The organism is Spirillospora sp. NPDC047279 (assembly GCF_040643285.1).
GTDB lineage: Bacteria > Actinomycetota > Actinomycetes > Streptosporangiales > Streptosporangiaceae > Spirillospora.
In genome coordinates this window covers 15129-27773 of the sequence record NZ_JBEYUA010000034.1, presented here as the reverse complement: position 1 = coordinate 27773, position 12645 = coordinate 15129, and the positions used below count along the sequence as shown (strand labels likewise).

Below are 12645 nucleotides of genomic sequence, written 5' to 3'. Positions count from 1 at the left end.
CGTTTGTGGGTGTGCCGCGCCGACGAGCGGGTTGCAGCTCTCATCGCGTTGCTGGGTTGGGCGGTCAGTAGTGGGTGTTGGCCAGGATCGTGTCGAGGTCGGCGACGGTGCGGGCGCGTCGTAGGGCGCGTCGGATCAGGTCGGTTCCGTCAGGGGCGGACCAGGCGGTGATCGCGTGGCCGAGCCGGTCGGTGAATCGCTCGAGCTCTCGCTCGTCGGGGGCGAGGGTGCCGCGTAGCAGGAACGCGTCGGCGTCGTTCGGTGGGTTCATAGCGATGGCTGTCGTGGGTGCGGGCCGGTGCCCGAACAGCTCGCCGGGGAGCATGGCGATGCCGGTGTTGGGGTCGTTGCCGCCGTAGTGCAGCAGCGCGGCGGCCGCGTCGACGCTGCTGGCTGCGGGCGGTAGCAGTCTGCGGGACAGGCGCAGGGGCAGGTACCAGCCGCCGTCGATGGGGTCTGCCCAGACGGCGCGGTATCCGAGGCGCCGGTTGATGTCGTCGAGGCGTTGGTTCAGCCGTCGCAGCGACGCCTGGTAGGTCGTATTCCAGGTGTCGATCCATGCTTGGGGGGTGAGGCAGATCGCCGCGGCTGCGGTCAGTTCGTTGACCTGCGGTACTCGTCCGTGTGAGAGGACCGTTCGGTAGTGCGCTGCCGCGGCTCGCAGGGAGGGGTTGGTGGTGGCGGCGAAAGCGATCCTGGTGGTGGGCGCCGCGAAGGTCTTGGAGGAGGTGACGACCGATAATGTCCAGTCGCTCATCCGTCCCAGCGATGGCTGCCCCAGATCGGTGCCGGTGATCGCGCCGATGGGGTGTCCGGACCGGTCGTTGTGCAGGTAGGAGCCGACGTAGACGTCATCGGCGAGGACGTGGACCGGGCGGTGCGGGTGGCGGGTGTTGTGTTCCAGGATCGCCTCGGCGATTTGGAGCGCGCGCGGCTTGGTGAGGACTGCGCCGTCGGCGTTGTTGACCAGCGGGACGTACACGCAGCGCCGCGGCAGCGCGGCGGTCGCGGCCAGCCAGTCAGCAACGGCGGTGCCAGTGAATGAGGGGATGACGTCGATGGCTCCGCCGGCCATCGGCGGGATGAGCCGCAGGCTCTGGTAGTAGCCGGCCGGGGCGAGCATCCGCCCGCCCAGATGCCGCAGGGTGTCGTGGCGGCGGTGACACATCACTGCAGCGCAGAAGGCCAGGAACGCTCCCTTAGCGCCACCTGCGAACACCAGCACCTCGGCCGCCTCCGTGGGCACTCCGACGCTGGTGAAGTGAGCAGCTGCGAACGCCCGCGCTTCCTCGTCCCAGCCGCTGGATCCGCCGCGATAGACACCGAGCCGGTGCCGACGGGTGGCCAGGTAGTTGAGCACGTCCACGGCGTTCTGCCCTGGCCGGGCCAGCTCGGGGTAGAGCCGGTCGAACACGGTGCGGACTGCGACGCGAGGACGCTGTTGTGCGTCGAAGGCGTCCAGATCGGCCAGGTGCGGACGCTGCCGGGAGCCGCTTTGGTGGCAGGCGTACGCGAACAAGCCGCGCTGGTGCTCGAAGAAGAAGGTCCCGAGGTCGGTGACGATCGGGTGCGGGTCTGCGGCGGCGTGGCTTCCTTTGTAGAGCTTGACCAGCTCACGGTCGGTCTTGGCATCATCGAGCACCGCGTAGAACGCCGTGTAGAGATCGTTGAAGGTGCCCTGGACCGTCGGCCCCGCCGTAGCGCTCGGGCAAGGGACGCTCTGGGCGGCTCGCCCGCCGTTCACGAGCGTCTCCGGCTACTCCGCGGTTGCCGGGTGTGTGTTGGAGCCGGCGGGTGCGCAGCCGGTTCAGCATGCGCACCAAGCTCGGCCACCGTGGCCCGGATCAGTTCGACATGGCGCTGCTCGGCCCAGTCCCAAGCTCCGTCGTCGACGCGGGGATCCAAGGCCGCCAACGCTCGGCGCAGTCGAATTCGGCTGTGCACCTCGTGCGTCGCATCTGCGGTGTGACCGACGTCGTAGAGACGCAGCCCGGCTCCCGAGGTTCGCACGGCTATGTAGGAGGCTGCGGCAGGCAAGTCCACCAGCGACCCGATCCGCCGCCCGGCGAGCCGTTCATCCAGCCAACCGGCCAGGTCGGCCGGGGAGGGCACCAGATGCCAGTGGGCGTGCTCGATCCGCCGCACCCCGGCCGCGGCCAGACCGTACTCGAACCCCAGCACCGGCAGCCCGTACACCCTCTTGAGCCGTGCGACGAGATCGTCGATCAGGATCTGCGCTTCTGCGAGCTCGCCCGGGTCGAGTTGCCCGAACGCCAGAACGTGCCGGCGCGGCACGACCAGCAGGTAGCCGCGAACGAAACAGCCATAGGTCGGAACCGCAGCGAACCTCGGCGTGCAAGCCACGAACCTGGACTGTCCCGGCGGCAGAAGTTCCGACAGCGGTGTGACCCGTGCCGGGTCAGCGCCAGCACACAGCACACACGATCCCGAGCCCGCGGAACGTGAGACACCAGCGCTCACGTCGCCATCGGCTCCGGCAACTGATCGATTCACCTGCCACTCCCTTTACCGGTCGCGGTGCGGTTTGTTTCGCGGAGCTACAAACCCTGCGACACGAGAGGACCGCGAGGTCTGGCGGTGAGACCATCGTGAGGCTGACTCATTCACGTTTCATTCACGGCCTTCACGACCATTCACGAAAGGGCGGACATACGGTGGCACCCCACAATCCCGCCGGCCACCCTGGTGACAGCTCGCCTGAGCTGCGTTTTCCGGCCGCGCTGACGCGTGCCCGCTCCCGCCGCCAGATGAGCATGCGGGCTCTGGCCAAAGCGATGGGCTTCGACCCCTCCTACGTCTCTCATGTCGAGGCGTCCCGGTATCCGGCGTCGGCCGACTTCGTCCGCAAGGCCGAGCAGGTCCTCGCCGCCGAGGGGCAGCTATGGAACGCCTGGCAGGCCGAGAATCCCGCCGCCCCGCCCCAAACGGTGGCCTCCCGAGGCACCACCGGCCTGATCGTCGAACTCGATCACGCCGACCTGCGCTACGACGGCACCCGCTACCACGCGGCCATGCGCCGCACGATCGTCAACACCGGCCCCGCCCCAGTCACCCGCTACCTGATCCGCATCTCCGTCGACCGCCACCCCGGCAACGTCGAGGCCTCCAACCAGCTCTATCGAAGCAACCCACTCACCTTCGACGAACTGAACCTGACCGCCACCTGCGACGGCGAACCCATGGACTGGCAGCCCAAGCTGGACCGCGACAGCTTCAAAGAAATCTGGCTGCGATTCGGCAACGAGCACGGACGGTTCCCGCTCTACCCCGGTCAACGCGCCACCCTCGACTACGCCTACACCGTCGGCGACGACAAATGGGGGCACTGGTTCCAGCGCGCCGTCCGCCTTCCCACTCTGGCGCTATCGGTGAAGCTCGCGTTCCCCACCGACCTGTCCGCCGCCGTCTGGGGTTCCGAGACCTCCACCACCGCCGAAGCAGTCACCCTGCACGCCCCCATCACCCATCACGTAGATGCCGACAAGGGCGAAGACGTCTTCGAATGGGCCACCGGCGACCCACCACTCAACTCCCGCTACCGGCTCGAATGGCGCTTCCGCGGCCGCACCGACGACACCGGCGCCGACTCGGACCAAGCACCTGACCTGCGCCTGGCCAGTGACCGCATGAAAGCAGCCGGCATCGTCCAGCAAGGCGACCCCATCCTCACCCAGCCCGCCGAGCTCTTCGACCTGCCCGCCGAAGCCGACCGCGCCCGAGACCTCATCGACATGCTGCTGGCCGCCATGCAACGCGTCCGCGAACACCACGTCTTCGGCAAAGGCATGGGCCTGGCCGCACCCCAGATTGGCATCGGACGCGCAGCAGCCCTCGTCCAACCACCCGGCGACGACGCCAATCCACTCGTCCTGCTCAACCCCACCATCGTGGTCAGCTCACCGGACACCGACGAGCAATACGAAGGATGCTTGTCGTTCTTCGATGTCCGCGGCCTGGTCCCCCGCCCCCGCCGCATCGAAGTCGAACACACCGCACTCGACGGCTCCACCACCATCACCATCTTCACCGACGCACTCGCCCGCCTCGTCGGCCACGAAATCGACCACCTCAACGGACACCTCTACCTAGACCTCATGCGCCCCAACGTCCACCCCATCCCCGTCGAAACCTACAAAGGCACCGGCCACGCCTGGAGATACCAATGAGCAAGATCAACCGAACACCACACCCGTTGGGCGAAATGTCCAGATCTCAAGAAGTACTCAAGAATCGCGTTACCAGCCGGTAGAACACCAGGTCAGCGAGTCTGCTCCCCGCGCACGCGGGGATGGTCCCGCCAGCAGCACGACCTGGAGGTCCGCCTCAGCCTGCTCCCCGCGCACGCGGGGATGGTCCCGCCGAGGACTGGCCAGCCGCCGACCGCAGCATCTGCTCCCCGCGCACGCGGGGATGGTCCCGACCCATTCGAGGAGGTCTTCCTCGTCGAAGACTGCTCCCCGCGCACGCGGGGATGGTCCGCTGCCGCACCATCGGCGACTACCTCGCCACGCCTGCTCCCCGCGCACGCGGGGATGGTCCCTGGTGTTGCTTGCCCGCGCCTTGGCCGCCGAGCTGCTCCCCGCGCACGCGGGGATGGTCCCCGGTGCGTCCGCATCGCCGAGAAGCACATGAGCTGCTCCCCGCGCACGCGGGGATGGTCCCTCGGCGTCGGTCGCCTCCTCGACCAGCCAGTCCTGCTCCCCGCGCACGCGGGGATGGTCCCACCGATCTGGACTTCGAAGAGGTCCGCTCTCACTGCTCCCCGCGCACGCGGGGATGGTCCCTGGGCTGAGGCGCTCGGCCCGACCCGGTTCGACTGCTCCCCGCGCACGCGGGGATGGTCCCCGGATACCTCGGTCGTCGATGTAGGCGATCGCCTGCTCCCCGCGCACGCGGGGATGGTCCCCGGTTTCGGGGGTGGTATCGGCCAAGCAGGCACTGCTCCCCGCGCACGCGGGGATGGTCCTCTTGGAGCACCGCCCGTTGCTGCGACAGGGTCTGCTCCCCGCGCACGCGGGGATGGTCCCTAACTGGCTTCGGGCCCGTCAAGCCGTTGCCCCTGCTCCCCGCGCACGCGGGGATGGTCCCTTGCAGATTTGCATCTTGCGGGTTCATCCTGACTGCTCCCCGCGCACGCGGGGATGGTCCCTGATCGCGCTGTCCGGCACAGCCAGCGGACCCCTGCTCCCCGCGCACGCGGGGATGGTCCCGGCGGGGCCATGCGGGGCCGCCGGAAGCGCGACTGCTCCCCGCGCACGCGGGGATGGTCCCCCGAGCCTGGCCCCCTACCCCGATCCCGCGCACTGCTCCCCGCGCACGCGGGGATGGTCCCCGGGGCGGCCATGTCGCCGCCCAGCCGCGCGGCTGCTCCCCGCGCACGCGGGGATGGTCCCGCCGCCGTGGCGCTGCTCGTGGCGTACGGGCTCTGCTCCCCGCGCACGCGGGGATGGTCCCGACCTGGCGATCGGCAACGCCGGCTCGCCCGACTGCTCCCCGCGCACGCGGGGATGGTCCCGTTCGGGTTCTCCCGCGCCCGGATCCGCCCGTCTGCTCCCCGCGCACGCGGGGATGGTCCCTTCGTCGCCGGTGGCCAGATGGGGCAGGGCAACTGCTCCCCGCGCACGCGGGGATGGTCCCAGCAGGCCGACTAGACCCCGCGGTCCCGGGTGCTGCTCCCCGCGCACGCGGGGATGGTCCCGGTCCGACATCGCCCCCGGGCAGCGGCTCGACCTGCTCCCCGCGCACGCGGGGATGGTCCCGACATCGAGACACCGAGCGGCATGGACGTGGGCTGCTCCCCGCGCACGCGGGGATGGTCCCCCCGACGACGTCAAGGAACTGATGGCCGAGCGCTGCTCCCCGCGCACGCGGGGATGGTCCCTCGTACGACTCGTTGGCGTCGACCGCGATGACCTGCTCCCCGCGCACGTGGGGATGGTCCCCACCCGATCGACACCGGCGACGGCCAGAAGCCCTGCTCCCCGATGCCTCCACGGTTCCAGGGGATTGCCACGGCGGCGTGCGGCGGACTGCGGTGGAGGCGGTGGGGTCGGGGTGGGCGAGCGACGCCGAGGTGCTGGCCTGGCTCCGCGATCTCGGCACCCACGACCAGAACGACGACAGACAAGAGTTGGCTCGGGGATTCGCCGCTTACCTCGGGTGAGTTCGCTTGTTGCGTCCCGTTTAACTTGAGGCAGTCCCGTTGATCATGAGGCATTCGATCGTCCACGGCTGTTTCAAGATCATGATGTGAGGGCGGGTGTCGGGTCTGTTCGGGAACGTGTGCGCGCCCGGAGGAACCAATGCGCGGCGACCAAGGGGATGACGCCGACGGGGTACCAGGCAACGTCAATGAGGTCGAACTGGGCGCCTAATCGTGCTCGAACTTGCCTCGCAGTGGGGGGGTCTGCAACGTTCCAATGAGGTCGTAGTGATCATCTTGTGGAGTGATCGCCAGTGGCTTCAAGACCGCCTCTCGTGGCTGATCTTGAGGTGCTTCCTGGCTGGGCGTGATGCCGGTCGACGGTCTGGGTTCTTTCCTGACCGTTCAGGGCAGCTCGTTTGAAGATGCCGTCGCAAGGATGTGTTCTCGGGGCGGCTCCGGACGACGGAGCGCCTGGGGTCCTGGTGTTCCTGTGGAAGGGGTAGTGCGATGCGTAAGTTCGTGGCCGTCTGGGGGGTCGTGGCGATGACCGCAGGGATGTTCGCGGTGTCGGCGGTGTCGGCGTCCGCTGCTGATGGCGGTGACATCACCTGCCAGGGCGGTAACGGGCAGGTGCAGTTCAACCCCGGCGTCACCTTCAAGAAGGGGACCACCCAGGTCCAGGCGAACGGCGATCTAGGTACGTGCACCTCTGCGTCCCAGCCGAAGATCACCGGAGGTGTCTGGCGGTTTGTGGGGTCGGGCACGGGCGCCTGCCCGGGGCCGTTCGCGGTCGGCACCGGCAAGATGCAGATCTCCTGGAGCGATGGAACGACCTCGGTCCTGCCGGGCACGAGCGTGCGCGCCGAGGCGTTCACCTGGAGCCTGGACGGTGCGGTCTCCCAGGGCTCCTTCACCGGGCAGACCAGCCACCTCAGCGGCCGGTCCACCACATCGGCCACGGACATGGGCGCCCAGTGCATCACCAGCGGCCTGAACACCTACTCCGGCACGATCGAAAGCTTCGCCATCGGCGCCGGCTGACACAGCCAAGCCCGCCCCGTCCTGACCTCCGGTCGCATCCGCTGGCGGCGGGCACGGAAGCGGAAGAGTGAGTCCGAACAAGATCCGGTGCAACCGTTCGGACTCACTCTTCCTGACGCGTGCTCAGCTTTGCCGTTTAACCCGCTTCCGTCGTCGGCAGCCTGCACCTGCGCCATCTGCGCTTCACCGACCCCGCCGAGCCGCCACGCTCCTGGCTGCTGGCGGCCGGTTCACGCCGCCACCGCCTCGAACTCGCGCTCGGCTACCCGCCCTCACCGGTGAACAGCACCCAGGCTCAAGGTTCCGCCTGACCACCTGAATCTAGATCGTCTGGCCGGGTGCGGGGCGGCACTAGCGTCAGCACGATGGAACTGGAGGAGTTGTGGCCGCTGCTGGGACTGCGGATCACCACCGAGCGTCTGACCTTGCGGCCGGTGCCTGAGCAGGACTTGCCGCGGCTGGCGGCGGCGGCCCGGACCCTGCGCGGCTCGGCCGACCGGTATCAGCTGCCGTGGCTGTACGGGCCGTCACCTCAGCTGGAGCGGGACCTGCTGCAGCGGCACTGGCGGGCCCGCGCGCACTGGCGCACCGACAGCTGGCACCTGCAGTTGGGCATCTACCACGACCAGGCACTGATCGGCCTGCAGGAGATCTGGGCCACCGACTTCCCGCTGCGGCGGGTGGTGGAGACCGGGTCGTGGATCCGGCTGGACCAGCAACGCCACGGCTACGGCACCCAAGCACGCGCCAGCGTGCTGGAATTCGCCTTCACCACACTGGACGCCCGCGAAGCCCGCAGCGACCACCTGGACGGCAACCTCGCCTCCCGGGCGGTCTCGCTGCGGCTGGGATACCAGCCCAACGGGTCACGGATCGTCGTCCGCGACGGCCGGCCGGTCCGCGAGCACTCCCTGATGCTGGACCACACCACCTGGAGCCAGCGGCGACCGCAACCTCACCGTGCACGGCTTGGAGGCATGCCGCGACTTCTTCGGCCCTGATAGCCCGTCACCGATCAGTTCCCACCGGTGAAACCAGCCAGGCGCCGCCGGACGTGTCGCCGACGTCTGCTCTGGCGGCCTGCGCGGCCCCGCGAGCCTGCTGGTGGCAGGTCCTGGTCGACCGGGGGGTGATGTAGGTCAGTTCGTCCAGGTGAGGGCCAGATTGGTGGTCGGCTTGGCGATCGTGTGGCCGCTGTGCGACGCGGGTGGGGTGGTGGTGCGGCGGGCGGTGATCTGCGGCTGGGCGGGGTGTTGCTGGTGCCAGCGGTGCAGTAGGTGGGCGAGGTCGCCGGTGAGGTGGCGGGCGTGGGGGCCGTGGGCGGTGATGCCGAGTTCGCCGGTGCCGCGGGTAACGGTGCGGGTGAGGTAGGCCAGAGTGTCGGTGCTGGTGATGGCGGCGCCGGCCCAGCGGCGGGCGGGGTCGGCGGTTCCCGCGTCGCGCGCTGCGCCGGTTACGGCGAGGCGGGCGAACCGGGGGTGGTGGGTGGCCAGCCAGAGGTCGAGGTGCTCGATGGGCTCCTGGTCGCCGACGACGATGCCGGTCTACTGGTGGGTCGCGGGGTGGTCCAGGACGTGTTGGAGGGTGTCTTGGCCAGGGGTGTCGGCGGGCAGGCGGAGCGAGACGCCGTCGGCGAGGGGCACGGTGTGGGGGCGTGGGCGATGGCGCCGATCATCGGGACGAAGCCGGAGACGCGGACCGATCGGGACTGCATCTCGCCGGGACCGACGTGGTCGAAGGCGATGGTGCGGGTGAGGTCGCTGCCGTGCAGGCGCAGCGGGATCAGCAGCCGCCCGCTGGGGGCGAGCTGGTCCCACCAGGCCGGGGCGATGTCCCAGGCCCCCGCGGTGACGATGATCTTGTCGTAGGGGGCGGCGGCGGGGTGGCTGTCGGCGCCGTCGGCGCAGATCACCTGCACGTGGCCCTAGCTGGCGGCGTCGAGTCCGGCTTGTCCTGCGGCGGTGACGTCGGGGTCGATGTCGATGGTGGTGACCGTGCCGGTGGGGCCGGTCAGCTCGGTCAGCAGCGCGGCGTTGATGCCGGTGCCGGCGCCGATTTCCAGGATGCGGTCGCCGGGGTTGACCTCGAGCTGTTCCAGCATGGCGGCGACGATGCGCGGGCTGGACGCCGAGGACACCGCTCCGCCGTCGGTGTCGCGTTTGGTGACCACAGCGGTCGGCGCGTAGGCGGCGGCCAGGTCGACGCCGGGCAGGAACACCTCGCGCGGGACGGCGCGGAAGGCGGCCTGGACGGCGGGGGTGGTGATGAGTCCGGCGTCGAGGAGTGTGGCGGTGAGCGCGTCGCGCAGGCGGTGCGGGTGGTGCGGGCTGGTGGGCTCGGTGCGGGTGCCGGTCACCGACGTCACGGTAGTCGGCGAGGGGGCCGCGGGAGCGTGGCTCGACCAGGTCTGGTGAGGATCTTGGTCGAACACGATGGTCGCGGCGGTGAGGGCGAGGGAGGCTTGGGCGCGGGCGGGGATGCCCCGCCGGTTCAGGGCGAACAAGGCGTGGTGGGTGAGGACGGCGCGCAGGTCGCGGGTGAGGCGGCCGTGGGCGGACAGGTCGGCCAGGCTCTGCCCGGCGTGCCGTACGGTTTGCTGCCAGGGTTGGGTGAAGGGGCCGTCGGTGGCGGGATTGCCGGTGATCAGCTCTGCCATGGTGTGCGGGTCGCTGGCGTGAACCGGGTGGGCGGCGGCACTGCCTGGAGCGGTGTCGCTAGGGGCAGTGCCGTTAGGAGCGGTAAGGGCGGCGACGCGGTGGGCGGCGATGCGGTGCCAGACGTCTCCTTGCTCGTACCAGTCGAGGCCGGCTGATCGCAGGAGTTGCGCGACGGCCAGGCTCCGCGATGATGGACCGCGTGTCCCTCCTCCAGGCCCTGCTGCACGCTGCTCCGTCCCAGGTCACGATCGAGCAGATTCGTCGACTGGTCTCGCTGGTCGGTCCAGAGGCCCCCATGTTGGAGTACAAGGCCAACATGACCAGCACGATCGCCAAGGCTGTCGCAGCGCTGGCCAACACCTACGGCGGCCTGGTCCTGGTGGGGGTCACCGACGACCGCGAGATCACCGGGGTCAAGGAGAAGACGATCGAGGCGGTCTCCCAGCACTGCCACAGCGTCCTGGAGCCCCCGTGGGTCCCCGAGGTCCTCCCGGTCCCGATGGACGACGGTTCCGGCAAGTACGTGTTGGTGCTGCGTGTGGTGCCGGGCATCGCTCCGCGGCCGCTGCTCCTCGACGGTGCCGCCCCTATCCGGCACAACAACACCACGCACCCGGCCACCCGGCAACAGCTCGCCGCTCTGTTCGCAGAACAAGACACGCTTGCGCAAGCCGATCCGTGGGTCATCCGAGCTCCGAAACAGCCAGGGCATGACGATCATGTGGACCTGATCGCCCGCTCCGGCCTCAACATCGACATCGATCCCCGGGCCTCCTGGCGTCCGTTGCGAGAGCAGTACGTCGACCAACTCGCGACCGCACTCAACCGGTCCCCGCTCATCAATGCACTCACCGCCTTGGCTTTGCCAGCCGAGGGCCTCACGGCCCGGCCCTTTCACCGGCGGGGTCTCAATAGATCACGTGTCATCACACTGCTGTGGCAGGCCCTCCCGCAGGGCTGGACTCCCCACGATCTGGCTCCGGTCGAGGCTACGTTCTCGATGGAAGTGCCCGGCGGCTATGGGCAGCACGCCAGGCATATGCGCGCTCATCTCGATGTCATCCTTCGCGTGGGGCATTGGCGCACACCCGCCCTCAGAAAGGCTCTGCGCAGGGAAATAAGTCGAAGTCCTCTCGCACCAGTGGCTCACGACCCCAGCCCCAGGCTCCCTGACCCTGGCGAGTCGGAGGTCGACTGGCGGATGAGCGTGCCCGATCTCAGAAGGCTCATAGAGGCGTTGATGGCTGCGCTGGTCGACGAGCACGTGGTCCGTGCGCTCGCACAGCTAGCCCAGGTCCAGCCGCTGGTTGTCCCCCAGCCGCAGGTGCTGCACCTGACGTCTCGGCGTCCGATGCCAGAGACTCTCGACACCGAGGGGCTCGAGGCGATCCCCGAAATCAGGGATTCCTCCGGGAATTCCTACGGCGCGCACCTGCTTGCCGATCCCGGCCTCGATCTGGCTGCGATCGGCAGCCGGCGCGAGCAGGTCAATACCTGGCTCGTCCAGACGGCCCTAGACGCCGGTCTACTCGGTATGGAGAAGCTCCTGGCCACCCGCTGAAACGATCACCACAACGCCTCGGGTTTGAGGGCCAAGCCCGCTGCAACCAACCACCGTCGCCTGCCGCGGGCTCCGAACGCGCGAGCCGACTGCGCTGCTCGGGCCCTCGATGCCGCCGCACCAGTGTTCGCTCACTCGGCCCGCGGCATGAGCGGACGTCTCCGGGATGGACCGATGGTCGTTTGGGGGGTCGAGGCTCCCGGCTGGACTATCGGCCGAACGCGCAGCAGGTGTGGCCGGTTACGGTCGTTAGCCTGGCCGTCTGATCTCGGGTTGCGTGATGTCCGGGCCACCGGTGTGCGGTGTTGGTATGTAACCGCGGTCTGGTTCGGGTAGGGCCGCCACGCACGCCGCGGAGCAGGCGTTGACCAAGAGCGGCAGCACATCGGTGCCGACTAGCCGAGAGATCCACACCTGACGCAGCTCATGATCGATCGGTCCGTCGCAGACACTGCAACTTCGTATCGCATCGGCGCCCCACACGCCTGGGTCGAGCGTTCCCAGGTCGGTATCCCGGAAGTCGCTCACCGGCCGGAGCGCCGGAAACGGTGGCCGGAATTTGAAATTGCCGTATAGGACGCGCGTGCTCACCGTGCTGTTGGTCAGCCGAGCGCAGCGGGTCAGCTCGTAGGGGTACCAGTGCAGGCGGTGCGAGGTGTAGGGCTCGAAGAACTGAAGGCTCGTCATACCTGCGATCTCAGGCGGGATACGCACCAGGTTCGTACCGTAGAGCACCAGATGTTCGACGGCCGTCAGCTTCGCGATCGTGGAAGGCAGCGTCACGACCTGTCGCCGCTCTGAACCGCTCAACTCCACGAACGGCTTGAACACCGTCCGCCCATCCGCCGCTGCTTCTTCGATCAGTGCCAGCAGGTGCCGCCAGCCCTCCGCCTCAGTGTCCTGCCGGTCCCCGTGGAAGGAGACTCTCGTCGGTCGGGTCGAGACCGAATAGCCGACGCACCGGCATCGATCCCGATCGGGACCCGGAGATACAGGCCCGACGGCATCCGCGAAGCGGTTGGGAAACGCCTGCGGTTTATTCTCGCCAGTCTCCACCAGCCGAGCGTACTGGCCTCGGCGTGTCCGGTCATCGGCATGAGCGGACTCGACGGCAGGCCAACAACCCCGCCCGGCGCCTGCGGCGCAGCGGGCCGACGAGAGCGCTCGCGTGTGGACTCTCCCTGGCCCAGAGACTCCCCCGAACACCTGCAGAGGCCGTG

At 69.0% G+C, this 12645-nt stretch carries 7 protein-coding genes, 1 pseudogene and 1 CRISPR repeat array; of the genes and pseudogenes, 4 read left to right on the top strand and 4 right to left on the bottom strand.

What is annotated here, in order from left to right; all coding sequences use genetic code 11:
- Positions 1–64: 64 nt before the first annotated feature.
- Complete coding sequence (locus ABZ810_RS46540; RefSeq protein WP_358414896.1) at positions 65–1744, bottom strand: aminotransferase class I/II-fold pyridoxal phosphate-dependent enzyme; 1680 nt, start codon at positions 1742–1744, stop codon at positions 65–67.
- The gene (locus ABZ810_RS46535) at positions 1741–2364 is read right to left on the bottom strand and encodes an HIT domain-containing protein (RefSeq protein WP_358414893.1); all 624 of its coding nucleotides are present in this window, start codon (positions 2362–2364) and stop codon (positions 1741–1743) included. Before ABZ810_RS46535 ends, ABZ810_RS46540 begins: the two co-directional genes overlap by 4 nt.
- Before the next feature lie 311 nt (positions 2365–2675).
- Here ABZ810_RS46535 and ABZ810_RS46530 point away from each other — a divergent pair, with 311 nt between their 5' ends.
- From ABZ810_RS46530 to ABZ810_RS46520, 3 genes are all read left to right on the top strand, one after another.
- Positions 2676–4187, top strand: coding sequence for a peptide deformylase (locus ABZ810_RS46530; protein ID WP_358414890.1), 1512 nt, complete (start codon positions 2676–2678; stop codon positions 4185–4187).
- Positions 4188–4288: 101 nt separating this feature from the next.
- Positions 4289–6024: direct repeats of the CRISPR family, unit length 28 nt; unit sequence CTGCTCCCCGCGCACGCGGGGATGGTCC.
- A gap of 649 nt (positions 6025–6673) precedes the next feature.
- Positions 6674–7207: a hypothetical protein gene (locus ABZ810_RS46525; RefSeq protein ID WP_358414887.1), complete on the top strand. Its 534-nt coding sequence runs from the start codon at positions 6674–6676 to the stop codon at positions 7205–7207.
- A gap of 365 nt (positions 7208–7572) precedes the next feature.
- Positions 7573–8208: a GNAT family N-acetyltransferase gene (locus ABZ810_RS46520; protein WP_358414884.1), complete on the top strand. Its 636-nt coding sequence runs from the start codon at positions 7573–7575 to the stop codon at positions 8206–8208.
- A 452-nt stretch (positions 8209–8660) separates the two neighbouring features.
- Here the strand turns inward: ABZ810_RS46520 and ABZ810_RS46515 are convergent.
- Positions 8661–9863, bottom strand: a pseudogene (locus ABZ810_RS46515) (methyltransferase domain-containing protein).
- A gap of 200 nt (positions 9864–10063) precedes the next feature.
- Here ABZ810_RS46515 and ABZ810_RS46510 point away from each other — a divergent pair.
- Entirely contained in the window at positions 10064–11425 is a 1362-nt protein-coding gene (locus ABZ810_RS46510) for an ATP-binding protein (RefSeq protein ID WP_358414881.1), read from the top strand.
- A gap of 249 nt (positions 11426–11674) precedes the next feature.
- Here the strand turns inward: ABZ810_RS46510 and ABZ810_RS46505 are convergent, their stop codons facing one another.
- Positions 11675–12481 (bottom strand): hypothetical protein, encoded by an 807-nt coding sequence (locus ABZ810_RS46505; protein ID WP_358414878.1) that lies wholly within the window; start codon positions 12479–12481, stop codon positions 11675–11677.
- Positions 12482–12645 lie beyond the last annotated feature (164 nt).